This is a genomic window from Actinoalloteichus caeruleus DSM 43889, from assembly GCF_000429185.2.
Classification (GTDB): domain Bacteria; phylum Actinomycetota; class Actinomycetes; order Mycobacteriales; family Pseudonocardiaceae; genus Actinoalloteichus_B; species Actinoalloteichus_B caeruleus.
This window is the reverse complement of record NZ_AUBJ02000001.1, coordinates 542,030-567,290: the sequence shown is the minus strand read 5'-3', so window position 1 is coordinate 567,290 and position 25,261 is coordinate 542,030. Positions and strand designations below refer to the sequence as shown.

The following is a 25,261-nucleotide window of genomic DNA, read 5'->3' as shown; positions in this document are numbered from 1 at the left end:
TTCCCGGGCGCCACCTCACCCGCCACTTCTGGTGCGAGGTCCGACGAGCCCGGTGGGACGGGGGTGGCACCCTCCCCTCCGCCGCGATCCGCCGCCGCCCCTGGTCACCGACCCGCTGGAACAACGCCATGCCGGACCACCGGGTCGTCGGCGTCGTCGAGCGCACGGGCGAGCTGACCGCGTCCGCTGATCCCCAACTTCCGGTAGACCTGGGTCAGGTGCATCTCCACGGCACGGCGCGTGATGAAGAGTTCGGCCGCGATCTGGCGGTTCGTGTGGCCGGTCGCCGCCAGGCGGGCGACCCGGCGCTCGCCGGCCGTGAGGGCGCCGACGCCCGTCACCTGTTTCCGCACCCGCCCCCCGGCGTCCCGGAGCCGGGCCTCCAGGCATGCCCTCAGCCTGACCGCCCCGGTCTCCTCCGCCAGCCCGCACGCGCGGCGCAACCGCGACCGTGCCGCTCGGGAACGGCCCATCCGGGAGAGGGCCGTTCCCAGTTCCCCCAGCGACCGCGCGAGTTCGACACGTGAGCCACCGGCTTCCAACACCTCCACCGACTGGCTGAGCAACCCCAGGCCGACGGAGGGCCCGGCCACCCGACCGGCGAGCCTGAGGGTCACCCCGAGCTCGTTCCCCACTGGGGAGCGTCGTCGGACGTCGCTGAGCTCCACGTCGATCAGTCGGCGCGCGGCGTCCAGCCGGCCGAGGTCCAGCAGGGCCACTGTCGCGTGACGACGCCAGCGCAGCGGATGCGGAACCCGGGAACCGCGTTCCCTGAGGACCCGGCCACACCGCACCAGGTCGGAAAGGCCACCCGCCGGATCGCCGAGCAGCCTGCGCAGTCTGCCACGGCGGAGCAGCAGGGCCAGCTGGTGCCAGTGCGGACGGCGGTCGGGGTTGAGGGGCAGCTGCCGCAGCAGTTCGACGGCGGAGTCCAGTTCGTCGCGTTCGATCAGCGTGTCGAGGACGGGGGGCATCGCCGCGATGATCGGAAGGCACCCGCCCGGGTGGTCCAGCGTCTCCCACTGCCGCAACACGTCGTTGACGGCGGCCCCGCGCAGCGGATACGGTCGAGGCGGAACAACGCCTCGGCGAGTTGCGCGTGCCCCAGCGCCAGGCGCAGTGTTCCCTGCCGGGCGGCGGAAACCCAGAGCCGGGCGTAGGACAACAGACCCGCGCCCTCGCCTGCCGACAGAAGTGCCCGGACCGCCGTGAACCACGTCAACGGCAGCCCGTCGGGAGCGGCCGGGGTGAGCAGGTCCCACAGGTCGCCCAGGGCGAGACCGTGACGCGGTGCGCCACGAACACCGCCATCGACCAACAGGTGGACGACCGCTGCCACGGCGTCCCGGGGATCGGATGTCGGGGCCATCGCGACCGCCGGGTCACCGGCCACGATGGTAGCGAGCTCCAGGCGGACACGGTCCCGCAACGCGGGGTCTCGCTCCCCGGCGGGCGTCTCGGCGTCGACGGAGCACAGCAGACGTGCCGCCTCGTCCAACCTCCCGAGGGCGTGCAACGCGCGGGCGTGGTCGACCAGGACCGCCGGCCGGCGCGAGCACCCCAGCAAGACCACGGCCTCGCCCAACCGGCGCTCCGCCAGCCCCACGTCCAGGTCCAACTCCGCCCGCGCGCACAGCTGGAGCAGCTCCGTCCGCACGGGAAGCGGAAGTCGACGTGAGAGCGCGTCCCGCAACCGGGCCACCGCCTCCTCCGGTGGTGACCGGTCCACCATCCCACGCGCCGTCGCGACGACGAGCTCCGCGCCCTCCGGGTGGTCGGCGACACCGCTGTCCACCAGGTAGGAGATGACCGAGGTCTCGGGCGCGCCGGTGGTCACGAGCCACCGGGCCCCGACCAGCCGCAGCCTCACCAGCTCATGCGGCGTGATCTGCCTGGCCACGGCGGCCTCGACGACCGGATGGGCGAACGTTGGTCGAGGGCCGGACCGGAGGAGCGACAGCTCGGCGAGGGCGCGGATCCCGTAGTCGACCTCCAGGGCGGAGAGACCGGCGACCTCACCGAGCACCGTCGGGCTCGCGTGGTCGCCCAGGGCAGCCAACGCACGTACCACGGGCAGGCAGACCGGGTTGCCGTTGGCCAGTAACCCGGACAACCACGGGTACACCGTTCGCGGGACGATGTCGGTGACCTGACCGCTCGGGTGGCCGGGCAGCTCGGTGAGGACCTCGTCGAGCAGGAACGGATTCCCTCCCGTCCACTCGAACAGCGCGGCCCGGAGGTCGGCGGGTACGGGTCCGAGAACGCCGGCCACGAGGCGGTCGGCCTCGGCCCGACCGAGTGGACCGAGCCGGACCCGGACCGGCCGGGGGTGGGAGCGTTGCGCCTCGTCCACCAGCACGGGGTCCGCACCGCTGACCCCGGTGGTGAGGCTGGCCAGGACACCGAGACCGCGAACCCCGCGCCGCAGCAGGAACGACAGGCAGCGCAGGGAGGCGGCATCACACCACTGGAAGTCGTCGATGGCCAGGAGCGCCGGCGCGCCACGCGCCCACGCCGTCACCCGCTCGAAGACGACGCGGCGCGCCTCGGGTATGTCGTCGACGAGCGCTGGGGGTTCGGTGCCCGCCGCCTCGCAGATCCGCCGTGCCAATCCCAACGGTTCGTCTGCCTCGTACGAACTCGCAGACACGGGGAGCACGGGCAGCCCGAGGCCGTGGGCGCTGCTCCCCGCCGCCCGCAACAGCGCCGACTTCCCGGTTCCAGCGCCGCCCTCGACCAGGATGACGGCCTCGTCTCCTGCGGCGACCGCCGCCAGCGCGGTGCGGACCGCTCGCAGGTGCTCCCGGCGTCCGACGAGCGCGTGACCAGCACGGCGGAACGGGCGCTTCTCGTCGAATTCCGTAAAGATCAGTTCGCCTGTTGACACGGCTCCGTCTGCACAGGTTTGACGACAGGGAAAGGAAAACGTTCGACGACTGGAGGACAACGACCTCGTTCCGTCCACCGCGAACCGTTAGCGGAGTTTCCTGACCAGATTTCGCGAACAACGTCATCCCGGGTCGAATTCGGAACGAGGTTAACACCGCACGGTCGGGACAACAATGGTCCTAGGACCACCGTTCACCCACCACAGCGGATTTCCCTCCCCACGATTCCGCGATTCCGCCATCCACCCTGATCACAGCACCGGCCAGCGTCATGGGAGGGCCAGGGTGGTTCTAGAACCAGACCTCGTCTTGTTCCACCGCCGCCCACTCCGCGACTGACGCCAGGATTCGTGGCACGGCCGCCACCGCGAAGCGGAGTGGACGACCACCGCACGGGAGCGAACCCGGGAGTGCCGGGCTTCCGCGCCACGCGGGCCGTCGCTCGGAAGCGGCGGCCCCTCGTCCGGCCAGGACTCCTCCGCCTTCCGCTCCGTCTCCCGTCCCCCGGACGACCACGTGGCCGCCGGTTTCGGTAGTGCCCGGACGGCGTTCGGAAAACCGTTCGGTGCCACCACAGAGACTTCGTCCGATCCGCACTACATCCTTGGTTTCCGACCAGCGGGAAGGGGCCAACACGATGTCGACAGCACCGTGCGTCACCCGGTGCCAGGGCACGGGGGAGCCGCCGGTGGGCGACCTGGGCGGGTGATGCTCCGGCCACGATGCGAACCGCCAGCTCCGTTGACCCGGGCCGACGGCAAGGGGTCGTGCCCGCTCCCCACCCCGACGCGCGACCGGGTCGACCCAAGGCCCGCCGGAACGCGACGCGCGTCTCCTCCCTCCGCCTCCTCGCGTGCGGCGCGGGCACGGGCGGAGGGACAGCCCGAGGACGTCCGGACAGCTCATGACGGAGTACCAGAGGAGCATCGATGACGGAGTTCAGAACCGCGCGAGCCACGTTGATGCGCTGTGGGTACAGCGCTCTCGCGACGCACGCGCTCGACGTGGCGATCAAGCTCGAACTGGCGGACGGACCAGTTCGGTGACGAACCCCGCCACGCGCGCCACCGGACTGGGCGACCGGTGTGAGACCAGCGCCGGCGACTGCTTCACGGCGGTTCCGCCTGGGAGGGACCTCTACCCGCTCAAGAGCATCATGCGCGGCTGGGACGACGACCGTGCGGCCACCATCCTGCGCTGTCGCCGGGGGCGATGCCCACGTCCGGGAAAGTGCTGATCGTCCAACCCGTGCCGCCCGGAACCGCCTCGGCCGTGGTCGACGCCGCTACCTCAGCGACCTGAACATGATGCTGATGACGGTGGCCGGGAACGGATCCGGAACGACTACGCACGGCTGTGCGCGACGGCCGGGCTCGCCGTCTCCACCGTGACCCCGCTCCCCTCCGGTGTCGGATACGACCTCGTCGAGGCGGTTTCGGGCATGACCGGCGGTCCGGCGATCCTCCCCGCCCCGGTCAGCGACCCTCTTGGCGACCAGGCCCTCCGGACGGTCAGCTCCGCTACCACCGCGCGGCGCGACCAGCTACCCCGCCCCCACCGCACGGGTGATCCGCTCGCTGGCGGATCGGGAACCCGCGCCCGCCCAGCCGCACTCCAGCTCCCCTCCACGACATCCTCGGAAATCGTCGAGGGCAGTGCGGGAGCCTCTCCCGGGAGGAGGGCCGACCGGCTCGCGGGGTGCGGCGGCAGGTGGCAGGTCGGGACGCCGCCCTCGGTCCTTCCCACCGAGACGTCCGCGCTCCCTGACCGGGTGGGAGGAGACCGTTGACGAAGGCTGCCACCGGGAGCGCCTCCCGCTCCTCAGCCGGCGACCACTCCCCCCCGGTGGCTCCGGGGCCTGGCGAGGGCGACACCAGCGAGCGGGGGGACCACGACGCCCGAGGCCCCGGACCCGCCCGCACCCGCCGATCCCGCCCGCGCACCGGGCGGCACGGCGCCCCCACGTCCCATCCACGCCCGTCGACCCGAACCGGAGCACGCGGAGTGCCACCTCACCTGGTGCGGGGCCCACGTCCGGTCCGGTGCCGGCCCTGTTGTTACTGAAGGAGCATCCATGAACTCACTCACGGACCCCCGGGTGGCCGACGTCATCGCACGTCTGCACCAGGAGGCCGAGGCCGCCGACCAACCCGTCCTGGAGGACCGCCCAGGCGGGGCGATGGCGGACGAGGACCTGATCCGGCGGACGCTGGAAGAGGAGGCCCGCGATTACCGGAGCCTGTACCACCGGTACGCGGACAACTACTTCAGCGTGTCCCCGACCTTCGGCCAGTTCCTCTACGTCTGCGCCAGGACCACGAGGTCACGACTCGTGATCGAGTACGGGACGTCGTTCGGGGTCTCGACCCTGTACCTGGCGGCCGCGTTGCGCGACAACGGCGCCGGTCACCTGGTCACCACGGAGCTGGAGCCCGCCAAGGCGGCACGGGCCCAGGAGAACCTCGCGGAGGCGGGACTGGCCGACCTGGTCGACGTCCGGGTCGGGGACGCCCTCGACACGCTGCGCGCGGAGCCCGCCGAGCCGGTGGACCTGCTCCTGCTCGACGGGGCGTTCTCCCTCTACCTCCCCGTCCTGAGGCTCGTGGAACCGTACCTGCGCCCCGGCGCGCTGGTCGTCGCCGAGAACGCGATCGAGGCGGTGTCCGACTACCGCGACCACGTCCGGGCCCCGCACAACGGCTACCTGACCCTGACGGTCCCCTTCGACGAGACCCGGGGGAACGAACTGTCGCTGCGGACGGGCTGAGGGGCTTCCGGAGGGCGCGCTGGGAACCCTCCCTCACCGCCGGCCGGTGGACCGAGGGGGAGCGGGCGGCGCCCGCGTTCACGAACACGGGAGGTCGCGCCAGTCCCGGCCACGCCTTCGTCAGCTCCACCCACCAGCGCCCCGGCGCGGGACGGTCCACACTCCCGGCCACTTGGGGTCCGGTGGTCCACGTCTCCCGGTGGCCCCGGTGCGCTGGCGGGCGCCTGACGGTCCAGGTCGGTGCCCGAGCGGGGCTCGCCGTCGTGGACGTGTTCCCCGAGCGGGACATGCTGACGGAGTTCCTGGCGGACGTGGTGGCCAGCGGCGGCCGTGACGAGGACGCTCCCGACGTCCCGTCGGACCACTACCAGCGGGCAGTCCGTGGCGACGACGTCTTCGCCCTCCACCCGTCGTCTTCCAGGACGTGTACCTGTTCGACGCGACCACCGAGGAGGACCCGCGGCTCGCTCGACCGGACGCCACCGCCGACCAGTTGCGGGAGGCGGCCCGCGCGGCACGGGTCGACGAGATCGTGGACCGTCTTCCGCACGGCTGGCAGACCCGGGTGGGTGAGGCCGGGGCCCAGTTGTCCGGAGGGGAACGCCAGCGGGTGTCCATCGCCAGGGAGCTGCCCAAAAGGCCCGGATCGTGCTCATCGACGGGGCGGCGTCCGCCCTCGCCCCGGAGAACGAGGCGTCGGTCAGCCAGGCGATCACGAACCTGGCCCGCGACCGGGGTCGAACCGTCCCGAGATCGACTCGACACCCGCTCGCCGTTCCAGGTCCCCCACCGTCCTCAGCACGGGAACGGTCATGGCGACCGGGATATCCGGCGGGACCAGCATCCCCACGGCAGCAGTACCCAGGCCACGCCGGCACGTTCGGCGGCCAACTGGGCGCCGGCCTCCCGGATCCACCACCACGAGGTCCGGGGACCACGACCGCACGGTCCGGACGGACTCGGCGAGGGTGTCCTCGGTGAGGGGGTACGGGGTGGTTCGGTGGCGGTCGTCGGGGTCGCGGGGGTCGACGGTCCACGGCTCCTTCATCAGCTCGACGATCAACGCCGCCGAGTCGAACGAGGCGTTCGTCGGTAACGCCGTGGAACCCGCACTCGCCACTTGGGCGGTGCAGTCGCGCGGCACGGCGAAGAGCACCTCGTGGCCGCCCGCCCGGAACCCTGACGCGGGGGATCATCGGGTAGAGATGCCCGACCGTGGGGAAGATCGAGAACAGCGCACGCACGTCGCGACTCCGTCTCGTCCGGTCCCTGGGCGGGACGGCGCACCGGACCAGGAATTCGCGCGCGGTGGTCCGTGGTGCCGCCCCGCCAGCCAACGGGAGGGGCACCGCCGGGTACGGGGTGCCGGGGGCGAGGCGGAAGCCCCCCTCCGCACCCCCGCGCATCCCGGGCGCGGCCGCTGGTTCAGTTCTCGCGGCGCCAGTAGACGCCGCCGTCGTCGATCGCGACCAGGGGCTCCTCGACGCCCGCCCGCTGCCGGAAGTCGTGCACGGCTTGGGCACACGCCTCGATCACGAAGTCGTCGATGATGACGAACCCTCCCGGCGAGAGCTTCGGGTACAGGTTGGTGAGGGCGTCGGTCGTCGACTCATAGAGGTCACCGTCCAGGCGCAACACCGCCAGCCGCTCCATGGGCGCGGTGGGCAGCGTGTCCCTGAACCAGCCGGGCAGGAAACGGACCTGGTCGTCCAGCAGCCCGTACTGCTGGAAGTTGCGTCGCACGACATCGAGGGGAACACCCAGGACATGGTTGGCCTCGTGCAACGCCAACGCGCGGTCCAGGTGGTGGCCGTCCGGGCCGGTATCGGGAATGCCCTGGAAGGAGTCGGCCACCCAGACGGCGCGGTCCGTGCATCCGTACGCCTTGAGCACACCACGGGCGAAGACGCAGACGCCCCCTCGCCACACACCGGTCTCGATGAAATCGCCGGGTACGCCCTCGGCGAGGACGCGTTCGAGGCAGTAACGCACGTTCCGCACACGTTCGAGGCCGACCATCGTGTGCGCCACGCTGGGCCAGTCGATCCCGTTCTGGCGACGGTCGAGGTCGAACCGGCCGTCCGGGAGGTACCGGTTCGGGATTCCGTCGTCCTCGTAGATCAGGTTCGTCACCACCCTCTCCAACAGGTCCAGGTACAGGGCGGCCCCGGTCTCGCTGGTGTCGGGCGCGCTCGAGTGCGAGGTGTTCTGCCTAGCGATCACAGCCACACGTCCTTCGTGGTTCGTTCTGGTGCCCGCTCCGGGCGCACCGCCGAGGCATCGGGGGTCCGGGCCTGTCCCTCGACGAGTTCGCCGACACGGCAGGGTCATCCGACAGGGGTGGGAGCGCACGAGGAACACCCGACGCGGAAACGCCACCCGCCGGCGTGGAACGTTTCCTACCAGCATCGGAGGAACAGAACACGATCCGAACCGAGAATGAGGAAAATTCCGTTCCCAACGCTCGACGGAACATTACCAACTCCGCCCGGGGACCCGCAACGAAAACCAGGAGAAGCCGTTGGCGCGGAGCCAGCTCCCTCCCTCACCAGGAAACCGGGGTTGAACTCAACGGAATTGAATCCGATGCCTTCGGTACGTACTTCGGTAACACCCCAGCGACTCGCCCGTCCATCGTGCGGCACACTCCGGGACGACGCCCCCTGGGCGTCCGGTGAGGCCCGAGAGGAACGGTGCCGGGCTCGCCCTGGCGCTACGCCGCGGGGTGGTCCTCCCGCTCCACCGCCGCCGGGCCCGGGAGGTAGACGAGCAGCGACTGGCCGGTACCGGGCAGGGACAGGCGTTCGTAGGCCATCGTGATCTCGTGGCCGCCGATCCTCCACCGTTCGGTGCCGGTCGCGCTCGGCAGACCCGCCGACGCCGCGTACCGCTCGGCGAACTCCGCGCCGACGGTGGCCGCGAGGTCCCCGACCAGCGCGGCGGTGTCCTGGTCGCCGAGGTCGGCTGAGGCGCGCAACGCGGCCACCCGGGCGTCCGCGACCACCGGCCAGTCCGGATAGGTCAGCCTGGCCCGGGGGTCGGTGAAGAGGTATCGGACCAGGTTCGGTCGGGGGTCGTCGAGCAACCCGGTCGACGCGACCAGCTCCCGGAAGCCGGCGGTGTGGGCGAGGACGGTGGTCCGCGCGTCCAGGACGAGGGCCGGCGCCGGTTCGAGCTGGTCGAGCAGGGCGAGGAGCGTCGGGCGGACCGGCGCGACCGGCGGGGGCGGGGTGGCTGGGCTCGACGTCCGGGCGCACGCCATGTCACTCGACTTCGCCAACCGGTGCAGGTGCGCGTGTTCCTCCGGGGACAACCGCAGCGCGTCGGCGAGCGCCCGCAGCACCGGAACGGAGGGATGCCGGTCGCGCCCCCGCTCCAACCTGGTCAGGTACTCGACGCTGATACCCGCGAGATCCGCGAGTTCGGCTCGGCGCAGACCGGGGGTGCGTCGTCTCCCGCCCGGGGAGATGCCGGCGGTGGTGGGTGCGGTGGCCTCACGGCGGGCCCGCAGGAAGGCCCCCAGAACGTTCTCGGGCATGACGCTTCATCCTAGGGTCGCCAGCGGGCCGTAGCGGGGCCCTGGGAGGGTCTCCCTCACGCCGGATCCCCAGGCCAGGGTGTGTGGGATGAACGATTTCCACGAAGGACCACGCAAGCCGCGGCGGTCCCGCACAGCCGAGGAGCACGCACGAGCTCCCCGTCCGATCGCACCGCCGAGGTCGAGGAGGTGGCGGTGACCATGCGGTACCGACTGTTCGGGCGGACCGGACTGCGCGTCTCCGAGGTCGTCCTCGGGACGATGATCCTCGACGACGAGCGGGAGCTGCGGCGGGTCCTGGACACCTACGCCGAGGCGGGCGGCAACTTCGTCGACACGGCCTCCTGCTACGGCAGGAGCGAGGATCTGCTGGGTGCGGTGCTCACCGACCGCGACCGCTTCGTCCTGGGCACCAAGTACACGGTCTCCCACGACCGGGACGATCCGAACGCCTCGGGGAACCACCGGAAGAACCTGGTGGGTTCCCTGGAGCGGAGCCTGCGACGGTTGCGCACCGACCACGTCGACGTCTACTGGGTGCACGTTTGGGACCGGCACACGCCGATCGAGGAGACGATGCGGGCCCTGGACGACGTCGTCCGGGCCGGCAAGGTGCTCTACGTGGGGGTGTCGGACGCCCCGGCCTGGCTGGTCGCCCAGGCGAACACCCTCGCGAACTGGCGGGGTTGGACCCCGTTCGCTGGTCTCCAGGTCCCCTACAGCCTGATCTGGCGGGACGCGGAACGGGAACTGCTGCCGATGGCCGAGGCGTTCGGCATGAGCGTGACGGCGTGGGCGCCGTTGGGTGGGGGCGCGTTGACGGGCACCTCGACGCGGGCCGCCCCGGAGTCGCTGTCGGCGAAGGATCGCCCCGTCGCCGAGGCCGTGTGGGCGGTCGCCGGGGAACTCGGCGTCTCCGCCGCACAGGTGGCGCTCGCCTGGACGCGGCGGCGGGCCCCGGTGCTGCCCATCGTCGGGGTCCGCGACGCGGACCAACTGGCGAACAGCCTCGGCGCCGTGGACCTCGTGCTGCCCGACGACGTGGTCGACCGCCTGGAGGCGGCGACCGGGTTCGAGGCCGGTTTCCCCACCGACTTCATCAGCCAGTGCGAGACCGACCCGTTCGTCTTCGGGAACACCGCGCCCGCCGTCGGGGGAAGGCCGCGGTGGACCGGCTCGCAACCGGCTGGCGACAGGTGACCGGCTGACCGCCGGCCGCTATCCGGCATCCGTCTCGATATCCGGTATCCGGTACCGGACGTCGGGGCGCGGCTGGGCGCTTCCGAGGAGTCGACCCCCCACGAGGCCCTGCCCGCTCCCGGGGCGCGCCGGCGTCCGGTCCGCCGTCCCCGGGGGCGGCTGGCCGCCAGCGCGGCCCGGACCGCGCGGTGCTCGCGGCCCATCCGCCGGTCACGGGTACGCCGTCGTGCCCCGTGCTTCTCGCCGCCGGTCCTCGGTGGAAGGGTGGGGGAACGGGGGGCGCGACGGAACCGGAGGCACTGATGACACCCACTCCGAGGCGGCTGGTCGTCGACGACGCACTGGCCCGGGACCTGATCGGGTTGCGACGGGCCCTGCACGCGGACCCCGAGGTGGGCCTGGACCTGCCGCGCACCCAGCGGCGGGTCCTCGACGCGGTGGACGGGCTGGGGCTGGAGATCACCACCGGGGAGCGGCTGGGGTCGGTCGTCGCGGTCCTGCGTGGCGGCCGTCCCGGTCCGGTGGTCCTGCTGCGCGGCGACATGGACGCGCTTCCGCTGGACGAGCTGACCGGGCTGACCTTCGCCTCGACCAACGGGGCGATGCACGCCTGCGGCCACGACCTGCACACGGCCGCACTGGTCGGCGCGGCCCGGCTGCTCGCCGGGGTCCGGGATTCCCTCCCCGGGACGGTCGTGTTCATGTTCCAGCCGGGCGAGGAGGGCTACGACGGCGCGGGCGTCATGCTCGACGAGGGTGTGCTGACCGCCGCCGGCGCGGAACCGGTGGCGGCCTACGGGGTGCACGTGGCGGCCGACATGCCGCGCGGGGTGCTGACGAGCCGGCCGGGGCCGATGATGGCGGCGTTCGGCCGGTTGGACGTCACGGTCCGGGGCAGCGGCGGGCACGCTTCCCGCCCGCACCACGCCCTGGATCCGATCCAGGTCGGAGCCGAGGTCGTCACGGCGCTCCAGACCCTCGTCACCCGCCGGTTCGACGTGTTCGACCCGGTCGTGGTGACCGTCGGGGAGTTCCACGGCGGTACCGCGCCCAACATCATCCCCGACTCGGCCCGGCTGCGGGCCGGTGTCCGCTGGTTCAGCGCCGACAACGCCGCGCGGCTGGGCAGGGAGCTGCCCGAGCTGGTCAGGAGCATCGCCGTCGGGCACGGTCTGACCGCCGACGTCACCTTCGAGGAGGTCCTGCCCGCGACGGTCAACGACGCCGGTGAGGCCGAGTTCTACGCGCGGACGGCGGTCGGTCTCTTCGGGGCGGACCGGTACCGGCACCTCGACAACCCGCTGACGGGCTCGGAGGACTTCTCCCGGGTGCTGGGCCGGGTCCCGGGCTCCTACGGGTTCCTGGGGGCCGCGCCGGCCGATCCCGGTGGGCGGCCGGCGAGCAACCACTCCCCGCGCGCGGTGTTCGACGACGGGGTCCTCGCCGACCAGGCACTGTTCCTGGCCACGCTGGCACGCGACCGCCTGCACCGGGAGCGGGAGGAGGGCGGGGCTGGCTGATCCGGGCGCGGTCCGGCGGACGTCGAGGGGTGTCCGCCGCGCCGTCAGGGCTCCGCCGGGGGGTGCGGGAGGGAGCACGTGCCCGGCGCCGAAGTCCCTCCGGATGGCCGGTGCGCGCTGCTGCTCCCGACGCCCGCGCAGCCCCGGGAGCAGGACGGCGGAGGTCGCGTCCCCCTCGTTTCCCGGCACAGTTCCCGGGCGCTCGTCGTGCGGTCGGCTCCGGACGCGGCGGACCGCCCGTCGGGGTGGGTGGGCCGAGGTGTTCGCCCACCGCGGACGGCGTGCGCTCGCCACGGGACCGGCGGAGTCGTGACGGATCCACCCACGCGCCGGCTCCGGGCTCTCCCCGCGAGGACGCGGAACGCGGGCTCCGGACGCCCGGTCCGGACCTGGTGCCGCCGGGGGTTGAGAGGATCGTCCACATCCGACCTCCTGGGGCGTCCGGTCCTGGTCCGCCGCGCGCGGCGCCGCGTACCGTCCGTGGCAGGACGCCCGGGTCAGGTGGGTGCTGGTCCTGCTGGGCCTCTCCCGTGTGGCGCGGGGTGGAACAGCGAGGAGGACCCGTGTTCGTCATCGCCCATGTCAGCGATCCGCACGTCGACGGGAGCGCGGAACGCGCGGAGCGGGTCGCCCGGGTCACCCGCTACCTGCGGGGCCTCACCCGGCCGGTCGACGTGGTCCTGCTGTGCGGGGACATCGTGGACTCCGGCCGCCGGGAGGACTACGAGGAGGTCCTGGCCCTGTTCGCCGGTACCGCCCCCGTGTTGGCGCTGCCCGGCAACCACGACGACCCCTCGGCCCTGTCCGCCGCGCTGGGCGACGAGGCGGGGACCTCGTCCGACTCGCCGCACCGGTGCGTCGTCCTCGGCGGGGTCCGGTTCGTGCTGCTGGACACGACCGTGCCGGGCGAGGTGGGCGGGGCGCTCGGCGCCGAGGGGCTGTCCTGGCTGGACCGCACGTTGGCGGACCCGGGGGCCGGCGCGACACCCACGGTGGTCGCGACGCACCACCCGCCGGTCCCGGTGGGCCACCCCTTCGTGGACGGCGTGGCCCTCGCGGACTCCGCACCCTTCGGTGAGGTCCTGTCCCGGCATCCCGCCGTCGTCGCGGTGCTGGTCGGGCACGCTCACACGGCTGGGGCGAGCACCGTCGCGGGAGTGCCGGTGCTGCTCGGACCCGGCGTGGCGTCCACCCTGGTGCTCCCCTTCGAGTCCCGGCCCGGGGACGACGCGGTGGTGACCTCGGAGGCGCCTCCGGCGCTCGCCCTCCACCTGCTCACCGGCCGGCACCTCACCACCCACTTCCGGGTTCTGGGCTGAGGGCCGAGCGTGCCCCCTCCTCGGCCCGTTCAGCGGGCGGTGGACGTCCCGACGGGGAGGTTCGCGGGCCGGAGACCCAGGCGGGGCTCCTGGACCAGGTAGAGACCGGCGACCGCCTCGTCGGGGGCCATCGGCGGGTTGTCCTTGGACGTGTTGTGGTGGGTCAGCGGGTTCGCCGACCCACCGTCGCGTCCGGTGAACCGGTTGGCGATGAACTCGTAGGCCTGGTCGGAACTCGCGTCGGCCAGGTCCTCGACCCCGGCGACGATGTTGAGGAAGGCGTCGTGCAGCCGCAGACCGTTGCGTTCGGCCCGGGTGAGGGTCTGGGCGTTGTAGAAGTGGTCGTCGCTGGCCCGGTGCGCCTCGTAGAAGAGGGACACCAGAACGAGGAGCCGCTGGTAGGAGTGGCGGTAGACCTGTTCGTAGAAGCGCAGGGCGTCGACTTCGGCGACCTCACCGCGCAGCACGCTGCCGATGCTGGCCGCGCCGACGAGGCCGCTGAAGTTGGCGAGGTGGACGCCGGTGGACAGCAGCGGGTCCAGGAAGCAGGCGGCGTCCCCGGCCAGCAGGTACCCGGGCCCGCAGAAGCTGTCGGCGACGTAGGAGTAGTCCGTCTCGACCTTGATCTCCTCCCCCATCTCGGCGCCCGCCAACACCTCCACCGCCAACGGGCACTGCTCGACGGCGGCGAGGTAGAGCGACCTCAGGTCGGGGTGCCGGGCGCGTTGGTCGTCGAACCAGGTCTTCGCGGACACGTAGCCGACGTTGAGGACGCCTCCGCTGAGCGGGATCAGCCAGAACCAGCCGCCCGGCGCCGAGCACACCGCCACCGCGCCCCTCGGGCCGCGCCCGAGGTCCTTGGCGCCCTTCCAGTAGGACCACACGCCGATGTTCTTGAAGACCTCGTGGAAGCGACGGTTCCTGAACCGCTGCCGGGACAGCACGCCGGCGCGGCCCGAGGCGTCGACGACGAAGTCGAAGTCGACGTGCCGCTCCTCGCCACCCACCCGGTAGCGGGCGGCGACGGCCCGGTCGCCGTCGAACTGGACATCCCGGACGGAGGCCTCCTCGATGACGCGTGCCCCCACGCTGCGCGAGTGGTCGAGGAGGATCTTGTCGAACTCCGAACGCTCCACCTGCCAGCTGTACTTGTCGATGCCGTCGAGGTGGCTGAAGGGGAGGTCCCACTTCTCGTCCCCCCACTCGAAGTAGGAGCCGTGCTTGCGGACGAAACCGGCCGCGTCCACCTTCTCCCGAGCGCCGAGCAGGTCGAGGATCCTGAGCACCGACACCGGGAGTGACTCGCCGATGTGGTAGCGCGGGAAGCGTTCGCGCTCGAGCACGGTCACCTCCACGCCCTCCCGGGCGAGCAGGGTCGCCGTCGTCGATCCGGCGGGTCCACCGCCGATCACCAGCACCTGGGTCTTCTCGCGCACAGTCGATCTCCCGTTCTCCGGAGTGGCGTTGTCGTGGCCGGGAAACCGTGGTCTCGGCCTCCCAGGTCGCGGTCCGCCCGTCGTCGGCGCCCCGGCCCGGAGGTCGACCGCTCGGGTGAGCGGGCGGCCGGGCCGGGGCGGGACGAGGAGCGGCGCCCCTCCGTCCGACGAGCGGCGGGAGGGGCGGTGGTCGGAGTCGTGGCGGCCGAGTCCCGCCGAGGACCAGCGGGCGCCGCCTCCCGAATGGTAGGCGGATTCCGTTGCTCTTTTTTGGAGGAATTTCTAAGGCGGTTCGACGGGATACCCCGAGTGCCGCGGCGGCACCCTCCGGAACCCCGTTCGGCCACCACCACCCGGGGGCGGCCGCTGAGCACCCGATTCCCCGGAACCGCCGTCCGACCCGACCGGAAGTGTTTCCGCGAACCATTCTGGCGCCCACTCCCGACGGCACCCGCCCCTTTTCCCCGCATCACCCGCTCGTGCGATCATGCGGATTCGGGAAACGCACCGGGTGCCGGTGCGACGAGTGCGGGAGGCGATCGGTGAGTGACACCACCCAGGCGGGCCGGGTCGAGGAGTCCCGCCCCGCGAACACCCTGAGCGGCGACGAGAGCCTCGTCCTCCCCGAGTTCGACGTACCGCCAGCGGATCCGTTCGTCCTGTTGCGCCGGTGGATCGCGCTGGCCGAGGAGTACCGGGTTCGGGAACCGCTCGCCGTGTCACTGGCCACGGTCGACGCTGCGGGACGCCCGTCGAGCAGGGTGGTCCTCATCAAGGAGGTCGTCGACGGTGGCCTGGTGTTCACCAGCCACACCGGCAGCAGGAAGGGGCGGGATCTCGCCGTCCAGCCGTGGGCGTCGATGAACTTCTACTGGCGGGAGTCCCTCCAGCAGATCACGCTGGCGGGTCCGGTCGAGGCCCTCCCGGCCGCGCGGTCCGACGAGCTGTTCGCGGAACGGCCGCTCGCGGCGCAGGCCACCACGGTCGTGTCCGCGCAGAGCGCTCCGCTGGCGGCGGAGGGCGAGCTGCACACCCGGGCCCAGGAGCTGATCGAGGCCGGTAGCGCGCTGCCCCGGCCGGCGGGGTGGGGTGGCTACCGCCTCCTGCCCACCGAGATCGAGTTCTGGCAGGGGAAGGCGAGCAGGTTGCACCGCCGCCTCTCCTACTCCCGGGAGAACGGCGGGTGGTCGCACCGCCGCCTCCAGCCCTGACGCGCGGGCGGGACAGCGGCGGGAACGGGCAGGTCCTGAGGTCACCTCCTCGGAGGTGACCTCGTCGCCGGCCGTCCGGACCTGCCTGGCCCCTCGCCCGACGCCTCTGTCGCGTCATCGGCCGCCGCGCGGGCCGCCGGGTTCCGCTGCGGGGTGACCAGTCCCACGGCCCGGCGGACGGACGCGTCAGCCACGCCACCACCGGGTCGCCCCCGCGTCCCGGCCCCGGAGCGGGCGCGTCCCAGCGCGGACCGGGCACGGGAGGAGGACACCTCCCCGTCATCCGGAATTCACGACCACTAGTCGCCCCTCTAAGGGGTAATCGAATCACTTGTTCCACCTCCCCGGTTTTCCTAGGTTTTGGGCAGGGGATTTCCGCCGGACAATGGTTCCGTCCTCGACGAGGAACCACCGGTGGTCCCGTTTCCTTTTCTGCCCCTTTCGTGTGGAGGTGTTTCGTGAGGAAGTCCGCGAGAAGGTCGTTGACCACCGCGATCGGTGTCGCCACGGTCGTCGTGGGTTCGGCCGTCGCGTCCGGGGTGGCCGCCGCCGCGCCCGGGGGCACTCCGACGGCCGTGGTTTCGAGCACCACCGGAGCCTGCGAGTTCAGCGGGACGTTCTGCGCCTGGGACGAGACGGGCTTCCAGGGGACCCGGTTCACGGCGATGGCGTGGAACACGGACGCGGGCGCGTGCGTGGACCTGGTCGAGCACGGGTGGGGGAATCGCATCCGGTCGGCCGTCAACACGCACGGCCGGCAGGCGGTCCTGTTCGAGGGCACCGACTGCACCGGGGCCCAGCTCCCCGTCCGCGGCGGGTCGAGCCTGTCGTCGGTGGACTTCCCGGCGAACAGCGTCCTGGTGCACTGAGCCCAGCCCCGCCCGAGTCGTCGGCCAGCACCCGAGTGGCGCCGGGTGGGAGTCCCCACGGCTCCCACCCGGCGCCCCGCGCTCGCCGTGCGGTCGGCGGTCGGCTCGCTCCCCCTCCCGATGCCCGACCTCGCGCGACGCCCGTGCCGGGCATGCGGGACGAGGACGCCCCGAGGAACGTCGGCGGCTCCGCCCAGGGCGTTCCCCGACCGCCACGCGCCCGGCCGGGGCGATCCGCCACTGCCCGATGGCTTGCCCCTCGGCCAGGCTCTCGTGCTCGCCGTCGACATCGACCACCCACCCGCCCGGGGAGGGGAGGTCCGGCGTCTCTGGGATGGCGGACCCCGCCTGATCCGCCGGGTGCGCCGCACCGGACCGGCCACGGCGTGCGTCCACCCCCGGGCCGCACCCGACGGAGGACATCGCGGACGCCGCCGAGGGGAGCGGACCCGACCGCCCCGGAGCGCCCGCCTCGGCCAGCGCCCCCGCGCGGCGGGGAACCGCTCCCCCGCTCGTTCCTCCTCGCCGTGACCATCGGCGACCCCACCTCGGGGCCGCCGGCACTCCGGACCCCGCCCCGCGCTCCGGCTTGGCGGGGCCGGAAGGTCAACCAGGCCGCCCCGGCCCGCCCCCGGCGGAGGACGCGGGCCCGCCAGCACTGGGTCAGCCGACCGGTGTCGCGACGTCCTCCTCGGCCACGGGTGCGCCACCCCGGGGCAGGAACTCCCGCAGCCAGGTCAGCACGTCCCGCATCACGTGGTGGTTGTGATGCGGGCGCAGCGCGCCGAGCTGGAAGAACATGACGCCTTCGCTGGGTGGCCCGAGGAACGTCAACCGCCGGTCGACCGTCCCGTCCCGTCGCACCGGGTGGAAGTCGACGGTGAGGTCGAGACCGCCCGGTTCGAAGTGGTCCCCGTCCTCGGCGGGGTTGCGCCACTTCCTCACCAGCCCCCGGTCGAGGAGCCGCCGGTACAGCGGTGCGGTGTCCAGTTCCGGGTCGAAGGAGTGCACCCGGGCGTCGACCAGGACGTCGAGTTCGCGGACCGCGCCCGTGTGGGGGCCGTTCACCTGGAACCGGCCGCCGGGCCCTCCCGCGACCGTCACGTCCGGGCCGACCGAGACGTCCACGATCCCGCACTCGACCAGTGCGAGGATCTTCTCCATCACCTCGAGGGCCGCGCCGTTGGCCAGCCGGTTGTGGTGCCGCATGTAGACGGTGAGGAACTCGCGGTGGGAGGCGGCGGTCAGACCACCGTAGTCGACGGCGTACCCCAGCACCGGCCGCAGGTCGCGCCACACCCCGTCCGCCGCGGCCTTCGCCGGGTTGGTCAGGTTGTCCTGCTCCGCCCACAGGTGGTCGCGGCGCATGAACTCCACCACGGCCGCCTGGTAGCGCTCCGGCGAGGTGCGGTCCGCCGGCGGCACCGGGGAGATGGTCGACCGCCAGTCGAAGAGGTTGTCCGACAGCAGCGGCTGGTGACCCCACGGCCGGCGGGCCCGAGCGAACTCCTCGGCCAGGCCGGCCGGGTCGTCCACCCTGGCCAGCAGGGCGTCCCGGGCCACCGGTCCCACCGTGACCTCGAGGAAACGGGACAGGGCCGCGTCGAGGGACCAGCCGTCGGTGGCGGCGCGCGCCTCCACGTGCGGCACCGTCCCCTGGAGCACCCCGTCGATGAGCGTCACCGCCGCCCCGAGGACGGAGGAGACCGGGTCCAACAGCGCTTCCGGGGTGCGCGGTCCGGCCGGGTTGTCCAGGGCGGTGTCCACTGTCGGTCCGACGGCCTCGGCGAGGCGACGACCGACGTCGGGACCGAGCAGGGTCACGTAGTACAGGTGCGCCATCTCCAGCAGCACCAGCGGGAAGAGGTGTTCGGTGAAGTCGAGCTGCCGCTGCGCTCCCGTCAGGCCCACCGAGGTGGGACGGCCGACGCTGGCCCGGAGCCGGTCGACGGCGGACTCGGTGAGGAAGACGCCTCGGTGCTCGAACCGCTCCAGGTCGACCTGCTTGGCGTTGTAGGGCCGGGCGAAGGTGAACAGCCCGGCCTCGCTGACCGGGACGATCGTCGCGGGTTCCCTCCCGGAGGGCTGGTAGGTGAGGCGCCCCTCGGTCCTGTCGAAGCGCCCGCCCCTGCCCTCCGTCAGCCAGAGGATGACGTCGATCGTGGTCAACCCCATTCCCGCGCAGCCGACCGCGCTGCCCGGCGGCGCGACCCGCTCGGTGAGGGTGTCCTCCAGCGGGTAGGCGGTGGGGACGAGTTCGACGTCGTGGTCCTCGGCGAACCGCAGCAGCGGTCGCAGCCGGGCGATGCGGGAGGCGTCGTTCCAGGAGTGGCCGGTCAGGAAGAGCACCGAGTCGACGGTGACCACCTCGGAGGAGCCGGGACCCCCGTCGTCGTCGACGGCGCGGACCTCGACCTCCAGCCGCTCGCCCCGCTCGGTGACGTCGAGCACCTCCGCCTGGTGGAGGTGCACGTCCACGTGGGGCTGTGCCCGCAGGATGTCGACATACCAGCCGAAGACCTCACGCAGGGCGAGGCCGTGGACGTACCGCTTGGGCCAGTCCTCCTTCGTCACGTCGAACACGGGGTCCCCGGTCTCGTCGAAGCGGCGCCGGCACCACTCGTACAGCGTGGGCCGCAGGCTCGGCTCCAGCAGGGGTCCCGCGTCGAGCACGCTCTCGTCCGCGGCGAAGGCGACCTGGCCGACGATGCGGTTCAGGAAGCTCGTCTCCGGCTGGGTGTCGCTGTGCACGGCTCCCGCCCCGAACCGCCCACCCCGGTCGAAGACGTGGATGTCGAGCGCCAGCTCGTCGGCCAGGTCGGGGAGGGTGGCGGCGAGCCGTTCCACCACGTAGGTGCAGGTGGGTCCCGCACCGACCACCGCGAGTCGGACCTTGCGCATGTCGCGTCCTCCTTGTTCGAGACGTCCGCTCAGGCGCGCGACGTCGACGGCGTCGCGGCGCCGGTCGGGTGCGGCGCGTCCAGGGCCGCGTCGAAGGCGGCGAGGAACGCGCTGATCTGGTCGGTGGTGAGCTGCCCCATGGTCGCGATGCGGCAGACGCGCCCCAGGCGCGGCGGGCAGCCGTAGATGACGAAGCCGTCGGCCTTGAGCCGGTCGTGCAGGTGCTGGTACTCGACGCCGTCGGGCAGCCGGAAGACGGTGACCGAGCTGGCGCGGTGCCCGTCGGGCACGAGGGGTTCGAACCCGTGGCGGGCGAGGTGCGCCCGCACCCGGTCGGCGTGCTCCCGGTAGCGCCGGGACCGCACGGCGACCGTTTCCTCCAGGGTCAGGTCCAGGGCGACGTCCAAGGCGTACAGCGCCTGGACGGCCGGGGTGAACAGCGGCGCCCGGTCCCGGTCCTGCGCGACGTGGTGGGCGCGCAGGTCCAGGTAGTAGGTGCGGGGGCGCACCTCGGACAGCCCGTCGAGCGACGACCGGGGGGCGCACACGAAGCTGGTGCCCGGCAGCCCTTCCAGGCACTTGTTGGCCGTCCCGACGCACCAGTCGACGTGGTCGGCGACCACGTCGAGCGGTTCCGCGCCCAGGGTGCTGATGGCGTCGACGATCAGGGACCGGTCGTGGCGGGCGACGATCTCCCCCAGTTCGGCCAGCGGGTTCAGCATCCCGGTGCTGGTCTCGTGGTGGACCAGTCCGACGTGGCTGATCGTGGCGTCCTCGGCCAGGGCGGCGTCGACGGCGGCCAGGTCGATCGGCTGGCCCCAGCCGAACTCGAGCCGCCGCACGGGGATCCGGTGCGCCTCGGCGATGCTGGCGACCCGCTCGGCGTAGTGCCCGTTGTGCGGGACGAGCAGGGTTCCGCCCTCGGGTACCACCGAGGAGATGACCGCTTCGAGCGCGGCCGTCCCGGAACCCGCGAGCAGGACGCTGGTGTGGCGTTCGTCCCCGCCGCAGACCGCCGTGGCCTTGGCCCGCACGGCGTCGAGCAGCTCCGCGGCCTCCGGCTCCCGATGGCAGACGTCGGGGTAGGCCAGGGCCGCGCGCACCCGGTCGTGGACGTTGACCGGGCCGGGGTTCAGCAACACCTGGTGCGGCGGCGGGGTGGTCCTGGCGGTGGCCGCGGTGGCCGGGGTCTCGGTGGCGCGGACGGTCATCGGTTTCCTCCGTGCGGGCGACGTGTCCCGGTGTGGGCCGTTCGGAACTCCCGGGGGGTGATCGCCGTCGGGAACTGGGCGCCCTTCGACGGCAGGGCCACTCTGCCAGCGCGCGTCGTGGGATCACCACACCTGTTGGACCTCCTTCTAAACCGTTCCGCGAGATGTTGATCCACCAACCACCGAGCTGGCATACATTCCTTCTCGATCCCGTTGACGGAAATCGGAATCAGACGAGTACGGCGTCGGCGCCACCCGGTGCCGTCGTGACGGCGGCTGCGAGAAGGACTATGACGAGCGTGCGGGAAAACGGAACGGACACCGGGACGTCGAGTCGCGCTTCGCGACTGCGGACGATGATTCGGGAAAAGGAACTGACGTATCTCATGGAAGCCCACGACGGGCTCTCCGCGAGAATCGCGGAGGTCGAGGGTTTCCAGGCCATCTGGGCGTCGGGCCTGTCGATGTCCACGGCGCTGGGGGTGCGGGACAGCGACGAGGCGTCCTGGTCGCAGCTGCTCGGCGTGGTGGAGGCGATGGTGGAGGCGACGACCGTCCCGATCGTCGTGGACGGCGACACCGGCTACGGCAACTTCAACACCGCCAGGCGGTTCGTGGCCAAGGCCGAACGCCTCGGCGTCGCCGGGGTGTGCCTCGAGGACAAGATCTTCCCCAAGATGAACTCCTTCGTCGGCGACTCCCACACCCTCGCCGAGGTCAGCGACTTCACGGCGAAGATCCGGGCCTGCAAGGACTCCCAGCGGAGTTCGGACTTCGTGCTGGTGGCGCGGGTGGAGGCGTTGATCGCCGGCCGGGGTCTGCCGGAGGCCCTCGACCGGGCCCACGCCTACCACGAGGCGGGTGCCGACGCGATCTTCATCCACTCCCGGCGGTCCGACGCCACCGAGATCCTGGACTTCTGCCGTGAGTGGGGGGAGCGCCTCCCGCTGGTCATCGCGCCGACGACCTACGCGAGCACGCCGTCATCGGAGTTCCAGGCCGCCGGCGTGTCGGCGGTGATCTGGGCCAACCACAGCATGCGGGCGGCGGTCAGCGCCATGCGCCGCGTGTGCCGGGAGATCTTCGCCAAGCAGAGCGTGCACCGCACCGAGAGCGAGCTGGCCTCCCTCGCGGAGGTGTTCGAGTTGATGGAGTACTCCGAGATCGACGAGGCCGAACGGCGCGCGTACCGCGTCTGAGGGGAGGCCACCATGACCGTGCCCACAGCTCCCGACGACCACGGCGGTGGTGGGCCCCGCCCCACCGTCCTCGTGCTCGACCCGATCGCGGACAGCGCGATCCGACGGCTCCGGGAGGACTTCACCGTCGTCGTCCGCCTGCGACCCGAACCCGACGTGCTGCGGGAACTGGTCGGCGACGCCCACGTCGTCGTCCTCCGCAGCGGCGTCCGGCTCCCGGCCGCCGTCTTCGCCGCGGCGCCGTCGCTGCGCCTGGTGATCCGCGCCGGGGTCGGGACCGACAACATCGACATGGTCGCCGCGGAACTCGCCGGTGTCCGGGTGGTCAACATCCCGAACGCCTCGGCGCAGGCGGTCGCCGAGCTGGCCTTCGGCCTGCTGCTGGGGGTGGTGCGGCGGGTGGCCCTGGCCGACCGGCAGGTCAGGGGTGGCGCGTGGCGCAAGGACGACCTGCTCGGGGTGGAGCTGGGTGGGCGGACGCTCGGCATCGTCGGGGTCGGCGCCATCGGGTCCCGGATCGCCCGCATCGGGGCGGGTTTCGGCATGCGGCGGCTGGGGACGGTCGGCCGCCCCGGTCCGCGTCGGGCCGCCGAGCTGGCCGAGCTGGGCGTGGTCCTCACCGAACTGCCCGAGCTGCTGGCCACCTCGGACGTGGTCTGCCTCGCCCTGCCCCTGACCGAGGACACCCGGGGGCTGATCGGGGCGGCGGAGCTGGCGATGATGCGCCGGGACGCCGTGCTCGTCAACGTGGCGCGGGCCGGGGTGGTGGACGAGGACCACCTCGTCGACGCCCTGCGGGCGGGCCGCCTCGCGGGCGCGGCGACCGACGTGCCCGCCGGTGAGGGCCGCACGCTCCTGCGGGAACTGGACAACGTGGTCATCACCCCGCACATCGGGGCGATGACGGTGGACACCCAGGAACGCATCGGTCAGCGGGTGGTGGAACTGGCCACCGAGGAGTTCGGGGGAACAGCGCCCGGGGCGTTGCCGGCCGGGGCGGCCGTCACCGCGGGCGGCGGGGTCCCCGGGTGACCACGGCGACCATGAGGGCCGCCGTGCTCGACGGGGTGCGGAGCATCCGCAACCGCAGGGTCCCTATCCCGGCGATGGGCCCGGCGGAGCTGTTGGTCCGCGTGCTCGCCAGCGGTGTGTGCGGCTCCGACCTCGCCGCCTACCGGGGCACGCACCCCTACAAGACCGCCCCCGTCGTGCTCGGGCACGAGCTCTGCGGGGTGGTCGAACAGGTCGGTGCCCAGGTGACCGGCTTCGCCCCGGGGGATCTGGTCTGTTCCGCCGCCTTCTCCCCGTGCGACCGGTGCGCGGCGTGCCGGGGCGGGGCGGCGCACCTGTGTTCCGACCGCGCGAACCTGAGCCACCGGGGCTGGGAGGGTTCCCTCGCCGAGTACGTCGTGCTGCGGGAGAACATGACCTTCCGGCTCGCCGAGCACGTCGACCCGGTGGCGGGCGCCCTGGTCGAGCCGCTGACGATCGGCCGGCACGCGGTCGGTCTCGCGCGTCCCGACCCGTCGGTGGCGGTCCTGGGCTCCGGGTCGATCGGCCTGGCCTGCGTGCTGGCCGTGCGCCGGTCGTGGCGGGCGACGGTGACCTGCGTGGACCTGGGCCCCGCCAAGGGACGGCTCGCGCGGGCGGTGGGCGCGGACCGCTACGTGGACGCGGCCGAGGAGGACCAGGCGGCCGTAGCGGAACGCGCCGGCCCGGCCGGTGTCACCTTCGTCGCCTCCGGCCACCCGGGAGTGCTGGACCAGGCCGCGGCGATGACCAGGCCGGGTGGGCAGGTCGTGGTGGTGAGCTACTTCCCCGGCCCGGCGGCGGTCGACGCCAACGCGCTCGTCGGCCGGGAACTCACCGTGACCGGGTCCGCGCTGTCCACGCCCGAGGACTTCGCCGAGGTCATCGGTTGGGTGGAGCGGGGACTGGTCGATCCCCGCGCACTGGTCACCCACACCGTCGAGCTGGCGGAGGCGGCGGAGGCGTTCGCGTTGGCGGACCGGGCGGACGGGACCGTCGGCAAGGTCGTGATCAGGACAGGGACGAGGGAAGGGTGATGTCGCGGTGACAGGCAGGCTGCGGGTCGGGGTCGTCGGGGCCACCGGCTGGGCGGGACGGGAACTGTGCCGGCTGCTGCTGGGCCACCCCGAGGTCGGTGAGATCGTCCCCGCCGCCAGGGACACCACGCGGTCGTTCGCGGCCGTCCACCCGAACCTGCTGGGCAGCGGGTTGGAGTTCGTCCACCTCGACGCCCTGGTCGAACGGGCCGGTGCGCTGGACGTCGTGTTCCTCTGCGTCCCGGCGGGCGAGGCGATGGGGATGGCACCCGAACTGCTGCGCCGGGGTACCCGAGTCGTCGACCTCAGCGCCGACTTCCGGTTCCCGGACCCGGCGCTGTACGAACGGATCTACGCCCGCCCGCACAGCAGCCCGGAGCTGTTGCCCGAGGCGGTGTTCGGGGTGACGGAACTGGTTCGCGACCGCCTCCCCGAGGCCCGCCTGGTGGCGAACCCGGGGTGCTACGTCATCTCGGTGCTGCTGGGGTTGCTGCCCCTGGCCGAGGAGGGACTGCTCGGGTCCGCCGGCTCCGTCCACGTCCACGCGGTCAACGGGACCACCGGGGCGAGCGCCAAACCCACCCGGGACCTGCACCACGCCGAGGTGTTCGGGTCGATGCTGCCCTACAGCCTGGAGGGCCACCGGCACAGCGGGGAGCTCGAGCTCCACCTGGGGCGCCTGGCGGGTGGACCGGTCGACGTGGTCATGAGCACGGCGCACGGCGCCTTCGCGCGCGGCATCCTGGCCCAGATCACCGTCCTCGTCCCACCCGAGCACCGCGACGGGCTGAGCCGGGAGGCGCTGACCGCGCGGTACCTGGGCCGGTACGGCTCCGACCACTCCGGGGAACACTTCGTGCTGGTCAACGACCTGGAGAAGCGGGGAGGCGCCAACGCCAAGGAGTACGGCGCCTACCCGAGGTTGTCCAACGTGGTCGGCACCAACTACTGCCACCTCGGCGTCGACCACGACCCGGCGCGGTCGGTGATCAAGGTGGTGTCGGTGATCGACAACCTGGGCAAGGGGGCGGCGGGGTCCGCCGTGCAGAACATGAACGTGATGGTGGGGCTGCCGGACACCACCGGGCTCCGGGCGTACGCGCCGTGACCTCGGGGCCTCCGCGATCCCACCGGGG

The 25,261-nt window shown here is 72.6% G+C and carries 18 protein-coding genes and 1 pseudogene; 11 read left to right on the top strand and 8 right to left on the bottom strand.

Going from position 1 to position 25,261, the window contains the following annotated elements; genetic code table 11:
* Positions 1–104: 104 nt before the first annotated feature.
* Positions 105–974 (bottom strand): helix-turn-helix transcriptional regulator, encoded by an 870-nt coding sequence (locus G443_RS02290; RefSeq protein WP_253860099.1) that lies wholly within the window; start codon positions 972–974, stop codon positions 105–107.
* Complete coding sequence (locus tag G443_RS02285) at positions 950–2,887, bottom strand: AAA family ATPase (protein WP_253860098.1); 1,938 nt, start codon at positions 2,885–2,887, stop codon at positions 950–952. Before G443_RS02285 ends, G443_RS02290 begins: the two co-directional genes overlap by 25 nt.
* A gap of 2,075 nt (positions 2,888–4,962) precedes the next feature.
* Here G443_RS02285 and G443_RS02280 point away from each other — a divergent pair.
* Together G443_RS02280 and G443_RS25275 are read left to right on the top strand one after the other, a co-directional pair.
* Positions 4,963–5,655, top strand: a complete 693-nt coding sequence (locus G443_RS02280) for an O-methyltransferase (RefSeq protein WP_026420633.1) — start codon at positions 4,963–4,965, stop codon at positions 5,653–5,655.
* A 424-nt stretch (positions 5,656–6,079) separates the two neighbouring features.
* Positions 6,080–6,238, top strand: a pseudogene (locus G443_RS25275) (hypothetical protein); the annotation flags it as partial.
* Positions 6,239–6,367: 129 nt separating this feature from the next.
* Here G443_RS25275 and G443_RS02270 read toward each other — a convergent pair.
* The 3 genes from G443_RS02270 to G443_RS02260 all read right to left on the bottom strand — a co-directional run bounded on the left by G443_RS02270 (position 6,368) and on the right by G443_RS02260 (position 9,193).
* Positions 6,368–6,799: a hypothetical protein gene (locus G443_RS02270; protein WP_245588977.1), complete on the bottom strand. Its 432-nt coding sequence runs from the start codon at positions 6,797–6,799 to the stop codon at positions 6,368–6,370.
* Positions 6,800–7,080: 281 nt separating this feature from the next.
* Positions 7,081–7,878, bottom strand: coding sequence for a TylF/MycF family methyltransferase (locus tag G443_RS02265; RefSeq protein WP_245588978.1), 798 nt, complete (start codon positions 7,876–7,878; stop codon positions 7,081–7,083).
* Positions 7,879–8,368: 490 nt separating this feature from the next.
* Positions 8,369–9,193 (bottom strand): helix-turn-helix domain-containing protein, encoded by an 825-nt coding sequence (locus G443_RS02260; RefSeq protein WP_026420635.1) that lies wholly within the window; start codon positions 9,191–9,193, stop codon positions 8,369–8,371.
* Between the two features lie 201 nt (positions 9,194–9,394).
* Here G443_RS02260 and G443_RS02255 point away from each other — a divergent pair, with 201 nt between their 5' ends.
* The 3 genes from G443_RS02255 (at position 9,395) to G443_RS02245 (ending at position 13,232) form a co-directional block, all read left to right on the top strand.
* Positions 9,395–10,393: an aldo/keto reductase gene (locus G443_RS02255; protein ID WP_035293218.1), complete on the top strand. Its 999-nt coding sequence runs from the start codon at positions 9,395–9,397 to the stop codon at positions 10,391–10,393.
* A 302-nt stretch (positions 10,394–10,695) separates the two neighbouring features.
* Complete coding sequence (locus tag G443_RS02250; RefSeq protein WP_026420636.1) at positions 10,696–11,913, top strand: M20 metallopeptidase family protein; 1,218 nt, start codon at positions 10,696–10,698, stop codon at positions 11,911–11,913.
* Positions 11,914–12,476: 563 nt separating this feature from the next.
* Positions 12,477–13,232, top strand: a complete 756-nt coding sequence (locus G443_RS02245) for a metallophosphoesterase (protein WP_026420637.1) — start codon at positions 12,477–12,479, stop codon at positions 13,230–13,232.
* Positions 13,233–13,261: 29 nt separating this feature from the next.
* On the opposite strand, the gene G443_RS02240 is transcribed toward G443_RS02245, so the two are convergent.
* A complete protein-coding gene (locus tag G443_RS02240) occupies positions 13,262–14,668 on the bottom strand; it encodes an NAD(P)/FAD-dependent oxidoreductase (protein ID WP_026420638.1) in 1,407 nt (468 codons plus the stop codon).
* A 542-nt stretch (positions 14,669–15,210) separates the two neighbouring features.
* Here G443_RS02240 and phzG point away from each other — a divergent pair.
* Positions 15,211–15,879 carry a phenazine biosynthesis FMN-dependent oxidase PhzG gene (gene phzG, locus G443_RS02235; protein WP_051314388.1) on the top strand — a complete coding sequence of 223 codons (669 nt, stop codon included), beginning with the start codon at positions 15,211–15,213 and terminating at the stop codon, positions 15,877–15,879.
* Positions 15,880–16,337: 458 nt separating this feature from the next.
* A complete protein-coding gene (locus G443_RS02230; protein ID WP_081715741.1) occupies positions 16,338–16,748 on the top strand; it encodes a peptidase inhibitor family I36 protein in 411 nt (136 codons plus the stop codon).
* Between the two features lie 663 nt (positions 16,749–17,411).
* Here the strand turns inward: G443_RS02230 and G443_RS02225 are convergent.
* A complete protein-coding gene (locus G443_RS02225; RefSeq protein ID WP_026420641.1) occupies positions 17,412–19,649 on the bottom strand; it encodes an FAD/NAD(P)-binding protein in 2,238 nt (745 codons plus the stop codon).
* A gap of 29 nt (positions 19,650–19,678) precedes the next feature.
* Positions 19,679–20,860, bottom strand: coding sequence for a pyridoxal-phosphate-dependent aminotransferase family protein (locus G443_RS02220; RefSeq protein WP_051314389.1), 1,182 nt, complete (start codon positions 20,858–20,860; stop codon positions 19,679–19,681).
* A 356-nt stretch (positions 20,861–21,216) separates the two neighbouring features.
* Here G443_RS02220 and aepX point away from each other — a divergent pair, with 356 nt between their 5' ends.
* Genes aepX through argC form a run of 4 tightly spaced genes read left to right on the top strand, consistent with a single transcriptional unit; the run spans position 21,217 to position 25,233 of the window.
* Entirely contained in the window at positions 21,217–22,059 is an 843-nt protein-coding gene (gene aepX, locus G443_RS02215) for a phosphoenolpyruvate mutase (RefSeq protein ID WP_081715742.1), read from the top strand.
* Between the two features lie 12 nt (positions 22,060–22,071).
* Positions 22,072–23,091: an NAD(P)-dependent oxidoreductase gene (locus G443_RS02210; RefSeq protein ID WP_026420644.1), complete on the top strand. Its 1,020-nt coding sequence runs from the start codon at positions 22,072–22,074 to the stop codon at positions 23,089–23,091.
* On the top strand, positions 23,088–24,125 hold the full coding sequence (locus G443_RS02205) for a zinc-dependent alcohol dehydrogenase (RefSeq protein WP_035293180.1): 1,038 nt from the start codon (positions 23,088–23,090) through the stop codon (positions 24,123–24,125). Before G443_RS02210 ends, G443_RS02205 begins: the two co-directional genes overlap by 4 nt.
* 7 nt (positions 24,126–24,132) lie before the next feature.
* The gene (gene argC / locus G443_RS02200) at positions 24,133–25,233 is read left to right on the top strand and encodes an N-acetyl-gamma-glutamyl-phosphate reductase (protein WP_026420646.1); all 1,101 of its coding nucleotides are present in this window, start codon (positions 24,133–24,135) and stop codon (positions 25,231–25,233) included.
* Positions 25,234–25,261: the final 28 nt, after the last annotated feature.